The 14,305-nt window shown below is 65.3% G+C and carries 15 protein-coding genes and 3 tRNA genes; 16 read left to right on the top strand and 2 right to left on the bottom strand.

What is annotated here, in order from left to right; all coding sequences use genetic code 11:
* The first annotated feature begins 1 nt into the window (after window position 1).
* The 11 genes from astD to ACI766_RS21685 all read left to right on the top strand — a co-directional run bounded on the left by astD (window position 2) and on the right by ACI766_RS21685 (window position 10,312).
* On the top strand, window positions 2–1,468 hold the full coding sequence (astD, locus tag ACI766_RS21735) for a succinylglutamate-semialdehyde dehydrogenase (protein ID WP_025982318.1): 1,467 nt from the start codon (window positions 2–4) through the stop codon (window positions 1,466–1,468).
* Entirely contained in the window at window positions 1,465–2,811 is a 1,347-nt protein-coding gene (gene astB / locus ACI766_RS21730; RefSeq protein ID WP_003085956.1) for an N-succinylarginine dihydrolase, read from the top strand. Before astD ends, astB begins: the two co-directional genes overlap by 4 nt.
* A 13-nt stretch (window positions 2,812–2,824) precedes the next feature.
* The gene (locus tag ACI766_RS21725; protein ID WP_003085959.1) at window positions 2,825–3,115 is read left to right on the top strand and encodes a hypothetical protein; all 291 of its coding nucleotides are present in this window, start codon (window positions 2,825–2,827) and stop codon (window positions 3,113–3,115) included.
* Between the two features lie 13 nt (window positions 3,116–3,128).
* Complete coding sequence (gene astE, locus ACI766_RS21720; protein WP_003134260.1) at window positions 3,129–4,127, top strand: succinylglutamate desuccinylase; 999 nt, start codon at window positions 3,129–3,131, stop codon at window positions 4,125–4,127.
* A gap of 144 nt (window positions 4,128–4,271) precedes the next feature.
* Window positions 4,272–5,276 (top strand): low-specificity L-threonine aldolase, encoded by a 1,005-nt coding sequence (gene ltaE, locus ACI766_RS21715; RefSeq protein WP_003112603.1) that lies wholly within the window; start codon window positions 4,272–4,274, stop codon window positions 5,274–5,276.
* A 121-nt stretch (window positions 5,277–5,397) separates the two neighbouring features.
* Window positions 5,398–8,022, top strand: a complete 2,625-nt coding sequence (gene alaS / locus ACI766_RS21710) for an alanine--tRNA ligase (RefSeq protein ID WP_003112602.1) — start codon at window positions 5,398–5,400, stop codon at window positions 8,020–8,022.
* 147 nt (window positions 8,023–8,169) lie between these two features.
* Window positions 8,170–9,408: an aspartate kinase gene (locus ACI766_RS21705; RefSeq protein ID WP_003085971.1), complete on the top strand. Its 1,239-nt coding sequence runs from the start codon at window positions 8,170–8,172 to the stop codon at window positions 9,406–9,408.
* Window positions 9,409–9,592: 184 nt separating this feature from the next.
* The gene (gene csrA / locus ACI766_RS21700) at window positions 9,593–9,778 is read left to right on the top strand and encodes a carbon storage regulator CsrA (RefSeq protein ID WP_003085981.1); all 186 of its coding nucleotides are present in this window, start codon (window positions 9,593–9,595) and stop codon (window positions 9,776–9,778) included.
* Between the two features lie 61 nt (window positions 9,779–9,839).
* Window positions 9,840–9,930 (top strand) — tRNA-Ser (locus ACI766_RS21695).
* Between the two features lie 117 nt (window positions 9,931–10,047).
* Window positions 10,048–10,124: transfer RNA gene (locus tag ACI766_RS21690), tRNA-Arg, on the top strand.
* 111 nt (window positions 10,125–10,235) lie between these two features.
* Window positions 10,236–10,312: transfer RNA gene (locus ACI766_RS21685), tRNA-Arg, on the top strand.
* 97 nt (window positions 10,313–10,409) lie between these two features.
* Here ACI766_RS21685 and alpR read toward each other — a convergent pair.
* On the bottom strand, window positions 10,410–11,123 hold the full coding sequence (alpR, locus tag ACI766_RS21680) for a transcriptional regulator AlpR (protein WP_003085982.1): 714 nt from the start codon (window positions 11,121–11,123) through the stop codon (window positions 10,410–10,412).
* Window positions 11,124–11,293: 170 nt separating this feature from the next.
* Between alpR and ACI766_RS21675 the strand changes: the two genes are divergently transcribed.
* The 5 genes from ACI766_RS21675 to ACI766_RS21655 all read left to right on the top strand — a co-directional run bounded on the left by ACI766_RS21675 (window position 11,294) and on the right by ACI766_RS21655 (window position 13,731).
* Window positions 11,294–11,824, top strand: coding sequence for a hypothetical protein (locus ACI766_RS21675; RefSeq protein ID WP_003085984.1), 531 nt, complete (start codon window positions 11,294–11,296; stop codon window positions 11,822–11,824).
* A 164-nt stretch (window positions 11,825–11,988) separates the two neighbouring features.
* Complete coding sequence (locus ACI766_RS21670; protein ID WP_003104765.1) at window positions 11,989–12,363, top strand: phage holin family protein; 375 nt, start codon at window positions 11,989–11,991, stop codon at window positions 12,361–12,363.
* Window positions 12,356–12,631, top strand: coding sequence for a phage holin family protein (locus ACI766_RS21665; RefSeq protein WP_003085989.1), 276 nt, complete (start codon window positions 12,356–12,358; stop codon window positions 12,629–12,631). The genes ACI766_RS21670 and ACI766_RS21665 overlap by 8 nt, the downstream gene beginning before the upstream one ends.
* A gap of 91 nt (window positions 12,632–12,722) precedes the next feature.
* The gene (locus ACI766_RS21660) at window positions 12,723–13,226 is read left to right on the top strand and encodes an LIC_12616 family protein (RefSeq protein WP_003117116.1); all 504 of its coding nucleotides are present in this window, start codon (window positions 12,723–12,725) and stop codon (window positions 13,224–13,226) included.
* 52 nt (window positions 13,227–13,278) lie between these two features.
* Window positions 13,279–13,731, top strand: a complete 453-nt coding sequence (locus ACI766_RS21655) for a hypothetical protein (protein WP_004348313.1) — start codon at window positions 13,279–13,281, stop codon at window positions 13,729–13,731.
* A gap of 45 nt (window positions 13,732–13,776) precedes the next feature.
* Here the strand turns inward: ACI766_RS21655 and ACI766_RS21650 are convergent, their stop codons facing one another.
* Complete coding sequence (locus ACI766_RS21650; RefSeq protein WP_003117115.1) at window positions 13,777–14,292, bottom strand: DUF4124 domain-containing protein; 516 nt, start codon at window positions 14,290–14,292, stop codon at window positions 13,777–13,779.
* Between the last annotated feature and the right edge of the window lie 13 nt (window positions 14,293–14,305).

The raw sequence follows: 14,305 nt of genomic DNA, 5'->3' as shown, positions 1-14,305 counted from the left end.
GATGATGAGTACCCATTACATTGCCGGCCAGTGGCTGGCGGGCCAGGGCGAGACCCTGGAGTCCCTCGACCCGGTTGGCCAGGGCGTGGTCTGGTCCGGGCGCGGCGCTGACGCCACCCAGGTCGACGCTGCCGTGCGCGCCGCCCGCGAGGCCTTCCCGGCCTGGGCGCGGCGCCCGCTGGAGCAGCGCATCGAGTTGCTCGAGCGCTTCGCTGCGACCCTCAAGTCCCGCGCCGACGAGCTGGCCCGAGTGATCGGCGAGGAAACCGGCAAGCCGCTGTGGGAGTCGGCCACCGAAGTGACCAGCATGGTCAGCAAGGTGGCGATCTCGGTGCAGGCGTTCCGCGAGCGTACCGGCGAGAAATCCGGTCCGCTGGCCGACGCTACCGCCGTGCTACGGCACAAGCCGCATGGCGTGGTGGCGGTATTCGGTCCCTACAATTTCCCCGGCCACCTGCCCAACGGGCATATCGTCCCGGCGCTGCTGGCCGGTAACTGCGTGGTGTTCAAGCCCAGCGAGCTGACCCCGAAGGTCGCCGAGCTGACGCTCAAGGCCTGGATCCAGGCCGGCCTGCCGGCCGGCGTGCTCAACCTGGTCCAGGGCGGTCGCGAAACCGGCGTCGCGCTGGCCGCCCACCGTGGGCTCGACGGTCTGTTCTTCACCGGGTCCAGTCGCACCGGCAACCTGCTGCACAGCCAGTTTGGCGGCCAGCCGCAGAAAATCCTGGCGCTGGAGATGGGCGGCAACAACCCGCTGGTGGTGGAGGAGGTCGCCGACCTCGACGCCGCCGTCTACACCATCATCCAGTCCGCCTTCATCTCCGCAGGCCAGCGTTGCACCTGCGCCCGCCGCCTGCTGGTGCCGCAGGGCGCCTGGGGCGACGCACTGCTGGCGCGCCTGGTGGCGGTCAGCGCTACCCTGCGGGTCGGTCGCTTCGACGAACAGCCGGCGCCGTTCATGGGCGCGGTGATTTCGCTGAGCGCCGCCGAGCACCTGCTCAAGGCCCAGGAGCATTTGATCGGCAAGGGCGCACAGCCGCTGCTGGCGATGACCCAGCCGATCGACGGCGCCGCCCTGCTGACCCCGGGCATCCTCGACGTCAGCGCGGTGGCCGAGCGACCGGACGAAGAGTTCTTCGGGCCGCTGTTGCAAGTGATCCGCTACTCCGATTTCGCTGCGGCGATCCGTGAAGCCAACGCCACCCAGTACGGCCTGGCCGCCGGGTTGCTGTCGGATTCCCGCGAGCGTTTCGAGCAGTTCCTCGTGGAAAGCCGCGCCGGCATCGTCAACTGGAACAAGCAGCTCACCGGCGCCGCCAGCAGCGCGCCGTTCGGCGGTATCGGCGCGTCCGGCAACCACCGGCCGAGCGCCTACTACGCCGCCGATTACTGCGCCTATCCGGTCGCCTCGCTGGAAAGCCCCAGCGTGTCCCTTCCTGCCACCCTGACTCCCGGGATCAGCCTATGAATGCCCATGAAGTGAATTTCGACGGCCTGGTCGGCCCGACCCACAACTACGGCGGCCTGTCCTACGGCAATGTCGCTTCGCAAAGCAACAGCCAGGCGGTGTCCAACCCGAAGGAAGCGGCGAAGCAGGGCCTGGCGAAGATGAAGGCGCTGATGGAGATGGGTTTCAAGCAGGGGGTACTCGCTCCGCAAGCCCGCCCGGATACCGCTGCGCTGCGTAGCCTGGGCTTCTCCGGCAGCGACGAGGAGGTGATCCGCCGTGCGGCGAAGGAAGCGATGCCTCTCCTCGCCGCCTGCAGCTCGGCGTCGAGCATGTGGACCGCCAATGCCGCCACGGTCAGCCCGAGTGCCGACACCGCCGACGGCCGCGTGCATTTCACCGCGGCCAACCTGAACTGCAAGTTCCACCGATCCATCGAGCATCCCACCACCAGCCGCGTGCTGGCGGCGATGTTCAACGACGAGCGGCATTTCGCCCATCACGCGGCGCTGCCGGCAGTGAGCCAGTTCGGCGACGAAGGCGCGGCCAACCACACGCGCTTCTGCAAGGACTATGGCGATGCCGGCGTGGAGTTCTTCGTCTTCGGTCGCAGCGCCTTCGACAGTCGCTTCCCGGCGCCGCAACGCTATCCGGCGCGCCAGACCCTGGAAGCCTGCCAGGCCGTCGCGCGTCTGCACGGGCTGAGCGAGGCCGGAGTGGTCTACGCTCAACAGAACCCGGCGGTGATCGACCAGGGCGTGTTCCACAACGATGTGATCTCGGTGGGCAATGGCGAGGTGCTGTTCCATCACGAGGACGCCTTCCTCGATACCGAGAAGGTCCTTGCCGAACTGCACGACAAGCTGGGCCGCCGCGGCGGCCGCTTCCGCGCCATCTGCGTGCCGCGCGACCAGGTCGCGGTGGAGGACGCGGTGAAGTCCTACCTGTTCAACAGCCAACTGCTGTCGAAGGCCGACGGTTCGATGCTGCTGGTGGTACCGGAGGAGTGCCGGAACAACCCGCGGGTCTGGAACTACCTGGACCAGCTCACCGGCGACGACGGTCCGATCCGCGAAGTGAAGGTCTTCGACCTCAAGCAGAGCATGCAGAACGGCGGCGGTCCGGCTTGCCTGCGCTTGCGCGTGGCGCTGCAGGAACGGGAGCTGGCGGCGGTGAATCCGGGGGTGATCATGAGCGCCGGCCTGTACGACACGCTGGTAGCCTGGGTCGACCGGCACTACCGCGACCGCCTGAGCGAGACCGACCTGGCCGACCCCCAACTGCTGCTGGAGTGCCGGACGGCATTGGATGAACTGACGCAGATCCTTAAACTGGGCTCGGTTTATTCCTTCCAACTCGATTGAGAGCCTCGCCACCATGTCCGATAGCCTGCAACTGATCCTCGAAGATACCGACGGCACCCAGCTGGAAACTTCCTGCACCCGTTTCGCCGTGGTCTGGCAGGGCAAGGAAGTGTGGGTCCAGCAAGCCGGCAACGGCCAGTTGCTGATCGGCGTCGACGTCGAAGACGGCGATACCGAATACACCAACCTGCTGCTGCGGCCGATGGCGACCAACCTGGTCAGCCTGCAACTGGAGATGGAGCCGATCGAAGAGGGCGACGACCACGAGCACGGCCCCGACTGCGGCTGCGACCACACCCACTGACTGAGGACATCCCATGCTCGCCCTCGGCAAACTGCTCGACTTGACCCTGGCCGGCCGCGAGCCGACCGAGAAGATCCAGCTCACCGCCGACGGCACCCGCCTGCACTGGCTGGCCGAGGGCGCGCTGGAAGTCACGCCGATCGGCGCCCGCGATAACGGCGTCGACCTGTTGCTCTCGGCCGGTATCCACGGCAACGAGACCGCGCCCATCGAACTGCTCGAACGGCTGATCCGCAAGGTCGCCGCTGGCACCCTCAAGCCTGCCGCCAGGGTCCTCTTCCTGTTCGGCAACCCCGAAGCCATCCGCCGCGGCGAGCGCTACGTCGAACAGGACATGAACCGCCTGTTCAACGGTCGCCACGAGGAGGGCAGCGGCAACGAGGCCTTCCGTGCCGCCGAGCTGGAGCGCCTGGCCCAGGTGTTCTTCAGCAAGACCGAGCGAGTCCACCTGCACTACGACCTGCATACCGCGATCCGCGGCTCGAAGATCGAGCAGTTCGCCCTCTACCCCTGGGCCGAAGGCCGCGAGCATTCCCGCAGCGAACTGGCCCGCCTGCGCGACGCCGGCATCGAGGCGGTGCTGTTGCAGAACAAGCCGGGCATCACCTTCAGCGCCTACACCTACGGCCAGCTCGGCGCGGAGGCCTTTACCCTGGAACTGGGCAAGGCACGTCCGTTCGGAGAGAACCAGGAGGTCAACCTGGAGCGCCTGGAGCGGAGCCTGGAGCTGCTGATCGACGGCAGCGAGGAACAGCCGGACGGCTCCCGGCTCGACGGCCTCAAGCTGTTCAGCGTGTCGCGCGAGGTGATCAAGCACAGCGACCACTTCCGCCTGCACCTCGACGACGACGTGGCCAACTTCACCGAACTCTCGCCGGGCTACCTGCTGGCCGAGGATATCGGCGGTACGCGCTGGGTGGTGGACGAGGTCGGCGCGCGCATCATCTTCCCCAATCCACGGGTGAAGAACGGCCTGCGTGCCGGAATCCTGGTGGTGCCGGCCAAGCTCTGAGGCGTATCGGCCTTCCCTCTCGATCATGACGGAGCGCTTCGGCGCTCCGTTTCCGTTGCGGCCGGGAAGATTTCCCGACTTCCCTTGTGGCTGTCGGTAGAGCGCCGTAGGATCGGGCTTTTCCGCCGAACCGAGGAGCCCTCCGTGCCTGTCATCGACCTGCGCAGCGACACCGTCACCCAGCCCACCGCCGGCATGCGCGAAGCCATGGCCGCGGCCGAACTGGGCGACGACGTCTATGGCGAGGACCCCACGGTCAACCGCCTGGAGGCCGAACTGGCGGCGCGCCTGGGCTTCGCCGCGGCGCTCTTCGTACCGACCGGGACCATGAGCAACCTGCTCGGATTGATGGCCCACTGCGAGCGCGGCGACGAATACATCGTCGGCCAGCAGGCGCATACCTACAAATACGAGGGCGGCGGTGCCGCGGTGCTGGGCTCGATCCAGCCGCAGCCGATCGACGGCGAGGCCGACGGATCGCTCCACCTGGACAAGGTCGCGGCGGCGATCAAGGCCGACGATTTCCACTTCGCCAGGACCCGCCTGCTGGCCCTGGAAAACACCATGCAGGGCAAGGTGCTGCCGCTCGACTACCTGGCCGCGGCGCGCGCCTTCACTCGCGCGCGTGGCCTGGCCCTGCACCTGGATGGCGCGCGCCTGTACAACGCGGCGGTGAAGCTGGGCGTAGACGCCAGCGAGATCACCCGACACTTCGACTCGGTGTCGGTGTGCCTGTCCAAGGGCCTCGGTGCGCCGGTGGGCTCGGTGCTTTGCGGCAGCGTAGAACTGATCGGCAAGGCCCGCCGCTGGCGCAAGATGGTCGGCGGCGGGATGCGCCAGGCCGGCCTGTTGGCGGCTGCCGGACTGTACGCCCTCGACCACCAGGTGGCACGCCTGGCCGACGACCACGCCAACGCCGCGCGCCTGGGCGACGGGCTGCGCGAACTGGGCTATGCGGTGGAGCCGGTGCAGACCAACATGGTCTATGTCGATGTCGGCGAGCGGGCGGTCGCGCTGCGCGACTTCCTCGCCGAGCGCGGGGTGCGGATCAGCGCGGCGGCGCGTTTGCGCCTGGTCACCCACCTGGACGTTTCCGCCGAGTCCATAGGACAAGTACTGGATGCCTTCGCGGCCTTTCGTCGCTCATAAGCGAAAAGGTCGGCAATAGGCAATAACTATCGCGCAAATACACTACAACCTTGCCCAAGGGCCGATATAATGCGGCCCTTTGCCGGCGATTCGTGGCCGCCAATTTTCCGTGGAAGAACCTATGAAAAGCGCTGAAATCCGTGAAGCCTTCCTCCGCTTCTTCGAAGAGAAGGGACACACCCGTGTCGCTTCCAGTTCGCTGATCCCGGCGAACGATCCGACCCTGCTGTTCACCAACGCGGGCATGAACCAGTTCAAGGACTGCTTCCTCGGCCTGGAAAAGCGCGCCTACACCCGTGCGACCACCAGCCAGAAATGCGTGCGCGCCGGCGGCAAGCACAACGACCTGGAAAACGTCGGCTACACCGCGCGGCACCACACCTTCTTCGAAATGCTGGGTAACTTCAGCTTCGGCGACTATTTCAAGCGCGACGCCATCCATTACGCCTGGGAGTTCCTCACCGGCGAGAAATGGCTGAACCTGCCCAAGGAAAAGCTCTGGGTCACCGTCTACGCCACCGACGACGAGGCCTACGACATCTGGACCAAGGAAGTCGGCGTGCCCGCCGAGCGTATGGTGCGGATCGGCGACAACAAGGGCGCGCCCTATGCGTCCGACAACTTCTGGGCGATGGGCGATACCGGACCCTGCGGTCCCTGCACCGAGATCTTCTTCGACCATGGGCCGGAGATCTGGGGCGGCCCGCCCGGTTCGCCGGAAGAGGACGGCGACCGCTACATCGAGATCTGGAACAACGTGTTCATGCAGTTCAACCGCACCGCGGACGGCGTCATGCACCCGCTGCCGGCGCCGAGCGTGGACACCGGCATGGGCCTGGAGCGCGTCAGCGCGGTACTCCAGCACGTGCACTCGAACTATGAGATCGACCTGTTCCAGAACCTGCTGAAAGCCTCCGCCGAGGCCATCGGCTGCGCCAACGACGACGCGCCGTCGCTGAAGGTGGTAGCCGACCACATCCGTTCCTGCAGCTTCCTGATCGCCGACGGCGTACTGCCGTCCAACGAGGGTCGCGGCTACGTCTTGCGGCGGATCATCCGCCGCGCCTGCCGCCACGGCAACAAGCTGGGCGCCAGGGGCACCTTCTTCCACAAGATCGTCGCAGCGCTGGTCGCCGAGATGGGCGATGCCTTCCCCGAGCTGAAGCAACAGCAGGCACACATCGAGCGCGTGCTGAAGACCGAGGAAGAACAGTTCGCCAAGACCCTGGAGCAAGGCCTGAAGATCCTCGAACAGGACCTCGCCGAACTGCAGGGCAGCGTGATTCCCGGCAACGTGGTGTTCAAGCTGTACGACACCTATGGCTTCCCGGTCGACCTGACCAATGACATCGCCCGCGAGCGCGAGCTGACCATCGACGAGGACGGCTTCGAGCGCGAGATGGAGGCCCAGCGCGAGCGCGCCCGCGCTTCCAGCGCCTTCGGCATGGACTACAACAGCCTGGTCAAGGTCGACGGCGAGACCCGCTTCCTCGGCTATCAGGGCGTCTCCGGCGCCGGGCAGATCGTCGCGCTGTTCAGGGACGGCCAGGCCGTCGAGCGCCTGGAGGAGGGCGAGGAGGGCGTCGTGGTCCTCGACCAGACGCCGTTCTACGCCGAGTCCGGCGGCCAGGTCGGCGACAGTGGCTACCTCGAGGCGGCTGGCGTGCGCTTCGACGTGCGCGATACCACCAAGGCTGGCGGCGCGCACCTGCACCATGGCGTGGTCGCCCGGGGCAACCTGAGCGTCGGCGGCGCGGTCAAGGCCGAGGTCGACGCCTCGGTACGCCAGGCCACCGCGCTCAACCACTCCGCGACCCACCTGCTGCATGCCGCGCTGCGCCAGGTACTGGGCGACCACGTACAACAGAAGGGCTCGCTGGTGGACAGCCAGCGCCTGCGTTTCGACTTCAGCCACTTCGAGGCGATCAAGGCGGAACAACTGAAGGCCCTGGAGGATATCGTCAACGCCGAAATCCGTCGCAACACCGAGGTCGAGACCGAGGAAACCGATATCGACACCGCCAAGGCCAAGGGCGCCATGGCGCTGTTCGGCGAGAAGTACGGCGACCAGGTGCGCGTACTGAGCATGGGCGGCGATTTCTCCGTCGAGCTGTGCGGTGGCACCCACGTATCCCGCACCGGCGACATCGGCCTGTTCAAGATCACCAGCGAGGGTGGCGTGGCTGCTGGCGTACGCCGTATCGAGGCGGTCACCGGCGCGGCGGCGCTGGCCTACCTGAACGGTGCCGAGGAGCAGCTCAAGGAAGCCGCCAGCCTGGTCAAGGGCAGCCGCGACAACCTGCTGGACAAGCTCGGCGCCCTGCTGGAGCGCAACCGCTCGCTGGAGAAGGAGCTGGAACAGCTCAAGGCCAAGGCTGCCAGCGCGGCCGGCGACGACCTTTCGGCGGCGGCGGTGGAAATCAAGGGCGCGAAGGTACTCGCCGCGCGCCTCGATGGTCTGGACGGCAAGGCGCTGCTGGCGCTGGTCGACCAGTTGAAGAACAAGCTCGGCCGCGCAGTGATCCTGCTCGGCGGCGAGCTGGACGGGAAGGTCGTACTGGTCGCAGGCGTGACCCAGGACCTGACCGGCCAACTGAAGGCCGGCGAGCTTATGAAGCAAGCCGCGGCGGCAGTTGGTGGCAAAGGTGGCGGACGCCCGGATATGGCCCAGGGCGGCGGCACCGATGCAGCGAAATTGGACGAGGCCCTGGCCCTGGCCCAGCGCTTCGTCGAGCAAGGGCTCTGATGCCATGCCGGCCCCGCGCCAGAGCGACGCGGGGCCGGGCGGCCAGCGCCCCTTGATGCCCGGCCGGCGGTGCGCCCCGCCAGTCCGGGTAGCGAAAGAATGTGGCAGGTTCAAAAGGGCGCCCTTCACGGAATCAGGCGGTTTGAAATGGCTTTGATCGTACAGAAGTTTGGAGGGACCTCCGTCGGCACCGTCGAGCGTATCGAGCAGGTGGCCGAGAAGGTGAAGAAATTCCGCGAAGCGGGCGATGACGTCGTCGTGGTGGTATCCGCCATGAGCGGGGAGACCAACCGTCTGATCGGCCTGGCCAACCAGATCATGGAGCAGCCGGTTCCGCGCGAACTGGACGTCATGGTCTCGACCGGAGAGCAGGTGACCATCGCCCTGCTCAGCATGGCCCTGATCAAGCGCGGCGTGCCGGCGGTCTCCTATACCGGCAACCAGGTGCGTATCCTCACCGACAGCGCGCACACCAAGGCGCGCATCCTGCACATCGACGACACCCACATCCGCGCCGACCTCAAGGCCGGCAGGGTAGTGGTGGTCGCCGGTTTCCAGGGCGTCGACGGCAACGGCAACATCACCACGCTGGGCCGCGGCGGTTCCGATACCACCGGGGTGGCCCTGGCGGCGGCGTTGAAGGCCGACGAATGCCAGATCTACACCGACGTCGACGGCGTCTACACCACCGATCCGCGCGTAGTGCCGCAGGCCCGTCGGCTGGACAAGATCACCTTCGAGGAAATGCTGGAAATGGCCAGCCTCGGTTCCAAGGTGCTGCAGATCCGGGCGGTCGAGTTCGCCGGCAAGTACAACGTTCCGCTGCGCGTGCTGCACAGCTTCCAGGAGGGTCCGGGCACCCTCATTACTATCGATGATGAAGAGGAATCCATGGAACAGCCGATCATCTCCGGCATCGCCTTCAACCGCGACGAAGCCAAGCTGACCATCCGTGGCGTACCCGATACCCCCGGCGTGGCCTTCAAGATCCTCGGGCCGATCAGTGCCGCCAATGTGGAAGTCGACATGATCGTGCAGAACGTGGCGCACGATAACACCACCGACTTCACCTTCACGGTGCATCGCAACGATTACCTGAACGCCCTGGAAATCCTCAAGCAGACCGCCGCCAACATCGGCGCGCGCGAAGCCATCGGCGACACCAACATCGCCAAGGTTTCCATCGTCGGCGTCGGCATGCGTTCGCACGCCGGCGTGGCCAGCCGCATGTTCGAAGCGCTGGCCAAGGAAAGCATCAACATCCAGATGATCTCCACCTCGGAAATCAAGGTTTCCGTGGTGATCGAAGAGAAGTACCTGGAACTGGCGGTACGTGCTCTGCACACGGCGTTCGAGCTCGACGCGCCGGCGCGACAGGGTGAGTGACGCTGACAGGCGAAAGGCGCGGCAACCCCGCGCCTTTTGTCGTTTTTGACCGTTTGGCAGGAACTTTCATTCCGGCGGGACTGGTCAATACTGGGTGAAGGATCGCGCTCTTGATTTCTGCGGATCCGCCGCCATTTCTTTTTTGCAGACTGTTGTCCTGAAATATTCGCGTGAGGAGAAAGGAATGCTGATTCTGACTCGTCGGGTCGGAGAGACCCTGATGGTAGGTGACGACGTCACCGTGACGGTACTGGGTGTCAAAGGGAACCAGGTGCGCATCGGCGTCAACGCGCCGAAGGAAGTCGCCGTACACCGGGAGGAAATTTACCAGCGCATCCAGAAAGAGAAAGATCAAGAGCCAAACCATTAATTTTTATCTAATTTTCCCTTTGCAAACGGGGTAAAGATGGGTATCATGCGCCCCGTGTTGCGGAGAGGTGGCCGAGTGGCCGAAGGCGCTCCCCTGCTAAGGGAGTACACCTCAAAAGGGTGTCGGGGGTTCGAATCCCCCCCTCTCCGCCATTCAAGTGTTAGAGGTTGATTCAGGCGGCGAAAGCCATCTTGGTAACTAAGTTACTGATTTGATTGAAAAAATCGCTTGACGGATAAAATCCACAATCTATAATGCGCCCCCACGACGCACTCATAGCTCAGCTGGATAGAGTACTCGGCTACGAACCGAGCGGTCGGAGGTTCGAATCCTCCTGAGTGCGCCATATTTCGAAGGGTTCCTCTCGTCAGGGGCTCGGCGAGCGAAGGATCGACAGTTGCGGTCTTTCACGGTAAAACAAGCGTTACCGGCAGGTGGCCGGAAAAAGCACCGACACGCACTCATAGCTCAGCTGGATAGAGTACTCGGCTACGAACCGAGCGGTCGGAGGTTCGAATCCTCCTGAGTGCGCCATACCGAAAGGGCCTGCAGCAATGCAGGCCCTTTTTCTTTGCCCGGGATTTTTCTTCCGCCGGAACGCGGCCCCGTCGTCAGGCGGGGCGGGAAGGGGTCAGACCAGCACCGAGTACCAGAACACCCGGCCGATCACGTTGATGTGCTCGGCGGCTTCCTGGGGCTCGTAGCGCTCGTCCGGATGCTCGTCACTGTTGAAGCTGCGAATGCGCAGGCCGCCGCCTGGAAGGCGGTAAAGCAGTTTCACGCGCAGTTGGCCGTCGTGGTCGAAGGCGTACATGTCGCCGTCCTTGATCGTCCGCGCGCTAGTGTCCACGCCTACCGTGCTGCCGTCCGGCAGCACCGGCTCCATGCTGTTGCCGCTGACCGTGACGCAGGCTGCACTGGCCGGATCGATGTTCTTCTTGCGCAGGGTGTACTTGCCGAAGCGCAGCTTGCGCCCGCCGGTCTGCAGGATCACCGTGCTGCCCTTGCCGCCGGACAGCTCGATCTCCTTGTAGAAGGGCAGTTCGATCTCGTCGGCATCCAGGGGCGTTTCGTCGTCCCATGACTCTACTGCGCCAAGCCAACTGGCATTGGGGCCTGCATTCGCCTGGCCGCGCTCGGCGAGCATCTCGCCACGACCTTCCGCCAGCCACAGGGGGTTGACGCCGCAGGCGCCGGCGATCTGCGCGACGAAGCTGGTGGCGCGGGACTTGCCGCGCTCCAGATCGGAAATGGAGGTCTGGGTCATGCCTACCGCCTGGGCAAGCTGGACCTGGCTGAGATGGGCGTGCTTGCGCGCCGCCTTGATGCGATCTTTGAGTTCCATAGGTGGAAAGACTAAGGGTGTGCCTGTGGCATTGCAAGCGTCCGTATATGGGTATTACCATAATTTCAGCGCTTTCCTACTCGCGTCGGGTAGGACGGCGGCCCAACACAGCCACTGCGGGTGGCTAATGCGAGCGGCCAGCCAGGTGGGCCGGCCAAGGAGGGAATACCATGTTTCAAAGTACCGAGCAGGCGCTGGCCGTGGCCTACTGGATGTTCGAGCACCAGCCGGGACCGAAGTCGTCGACGGCGATGGTGATCGATGGCCTGCGCGAGCGCTTCGATCGCAGCTTCATCGAACACCTGCCCAGCGGTTTGAGTCCGCACGAATGGCAGGCCCAGGCGGTGATGACCGTGCGTTTCGCCCAGCGCCAGCTGGCTGCGCACCCACTGGAGCTGGCGGTGGTGCGGGCCGAGTTCGCCCGCGGGCGGGATTTCGTCCTTGGCCTGGCGGCTTTGCGCGACTGGCTGAAGCCCGGGGCCGACCCGATCGAGCAGCGGGCAACCCTGGCCTTGCTGATGCGCATGTTCCGTCGTCCGCCGTCGAGCATCCGCGAGATCGAGCGACTCAGCGGGCTGTCGAAGAGCACCCTGCATCGCTGGGACAAGGAATGGCGCGAGCGGGTCGTCGCTTTGCTGCGCCAGGCCTTGCAGCGGCTGGAGGAGCCGATGGCGGAGGTGGGGATCGTGGGCGAGCGCTAAAAAAATTTCTGTATGAAAACGGGTTTTCCCATATTGACGCTATGGGACGATAAAGGTATAAATTCTCCACGATTGAAATTCCTCTGGCCGAAGCCCGCCGATGCGGGCTTCGGCCGTTCCGGGCCCGCCTTTTCGGCGGGCCTTTGCATTTCCGGGAGTCATCCATGTCCGAGCCAAGCTCTGCGGCCTCCGCCGCCAGCGCAATGGCTGGCGTCGGCCTGGCCATGTACCTGCCGGGTATCGATGGCAACGCCTTGCTGGGAGGCTTCGGCGGCGCCATCTTCTTTGTCGTGTTCGCCCGTGACTACAACGCCCTGACCCGCCTCGGCTACCTGCTGGTGTCCTGGGTCGGCGGCTATTACGCCGGAATCGAGGCGCTCGGCCGCGGGTTGACCCAGACCAGCGGCATGGCCGCCTTCGTCGCCGCGACCCTCTGCGTGACCGGCGGCATCGGCATGCTCGAGTGGATGCGTGGCGGCGAACTGCCCAGCTGGATGCGCGGGCTGTTGCGCCGCCGGGGAGGCAAGTCCGATGGTTGATCCGCTGTCCACCCTGACCGTGCTGGTCTGCTCGGCGATCTGCATGCGCCTGATCACCTATCGCCGCGCCGGCGCGCGTTTCCGCCCCGGCGTTTCCCTGTGCGCCTACCTGCTGGCGTTGTGCACCGGCTGCCAGGCGCTGGGAATAGTGGCCGGGTTGTATCGTGCCGAGCACCTCTCGCCGTGGATGCTCGGGGTACTGCTGGTGCTGCTGGTCCTGCTGTTGCAGGCGCGCGGCAACCTGGCGCGGGTCCTGCGCCTGCATTGAACGAACGTACTTCGCTCCGGCCTGGCCGGCGGTTGTATCCGCCGCGTCGGTGCCTGTCCGTCATCCATCCATCCTGAAAAAGGAGTTCGCCATGTCCAGTGCAACCGTGCGCCTGGATCACGCCGCCCTGCGCGAAACGTTGCGGCAGTTGTTCGGCCTGCCCGCCGGCAGCGTCATCGATGCCGATCAACTGCTGGCCCCGCCGGCCATCCCCTTCATGACCTTGCGCCTGGAGTCCTCGAGCCTGCTTGGCAAGGTGCGGCGGGAGTTTTCCGCCAGTGGCGAGCAGGAGTCCCTGCTGGCCAGTTGCGAGAGCATCTTTCGCCTGACCTGGCATGGTCCTGAGGCGCACCAGTACCTGCAGGATGCCCGCTGCCTGCTGCAGTCAGGCAATGCCGGCGAGCGCCTGCGCGTGCTGAAGGCCAGCCTGCTGCGCCTGACACCCATCGAAAACCTGTCCGTCGTGCAGGATGGCCAGGCGCTGGGGCAGGCTCGTTTCGACCTTGTTCTCGCTCACGAACACGTGCTGCTCGTCGACCTCGAGCGCACCGCTCCCGGGCAGGCCTCCGGGGGGACGGGTGGAACGGCTTCCTAGAGGTCGTTGCGATGCATCGTAGCGATGCCATCCATACATAGAGGAGAGATCCATGGTCATGTTGATCAATCGTCACGTCGGCATCGTTCGCCTGGATGCGGTGATTTCCGAAAACCTCGCGCAGGCTGCCGTCAGCGCGCGCGGCGACCAGCTCATCACCATCGTCGGCAGCATTGTCGACCATGCGCCCGCTGGCGAGCCGTTGCCCTCCTTGCTGCCGATGGAGGGAGGCAGCCGCGCGTTGAACGAGTGCCGTGTGCGCAAGGGCATCGCTGCCTTGACTTCACTGCAAGGCGCTTCCGAAACGGTGGACGTGCAAACGGGATTCCACCTGTATCGCGGTCTGTTCATCACGCGCGTTGTTGCCCGGCGAACCGCAGAAAGAGGATTGAGCCTGACCATAACCGCCAGCCAGAGGCGTGCGCGGCGGGCAGGCGGTAGGTTGCTGAAGACTGTCGTCCGTCTTTTCCATGCAGGCAGGGCGACACCCTGCCCGGCACGCTAAGGGCGATGCCGGTCCTGCTTTCATCGGTATGAGGACGGCCCGGCCTTAGCTCCCGGGATCGACTCGCTCCACCCGGTACCTTCCCTTTCCCTTCACACATCCCTCCTGATCGAAGCTCACGCTTCTCGCTCCCCGTCGCTTGTCGGCCTTGTACTGATAACGCACCTCCGCATTGTTCCCGCTGACCCGGTCCGGCTTTCCCAGCGCCCGCTCCACATCGGAGCGGGTCATTCCCGCCATGATCCGCTGCTCCACGATCGCCTTGCGGCGTTCCTTCTCGTCCAGGCGTCTGCCGCAGCGATCTTCTCTTTCTCCGATCACCGCGAGCGGCACGCTTTTCCGGCCGATGGACGCCTTTTTCGTCTTCGTCTCGGCCATCGGCGTGACGCTCCTGCCTCCCGGCGGCGGGTTGTCCGCCACGACGGTCTCGCCGGCCTGCCCGGCGGGGCAACCGAGTTGGGTGAAGCTGACATGGCCGCTGGCGTCTTCGCAGCGGAATACCGCAGCGGCCTCGCAGGTGGACGCCAGCGAGAGGAGGAGAAGGAGGGACAGGGAACGCATGGGCGGCACTCCG

This window comes from Pseudomonas sp. DL (genome assembly GCF_047199225.1).
GTDB classification, from domain to species: Bacteria; Pseudomonadota; Gammaproteobacteria; order Pseudomonadales; family Pseudomonadaceae; genus Pseudomonas; species Pseudomonas aeruginosa.
This window is presented reverse-complemented; position numbering and strand designations above follow the sequence as displayed.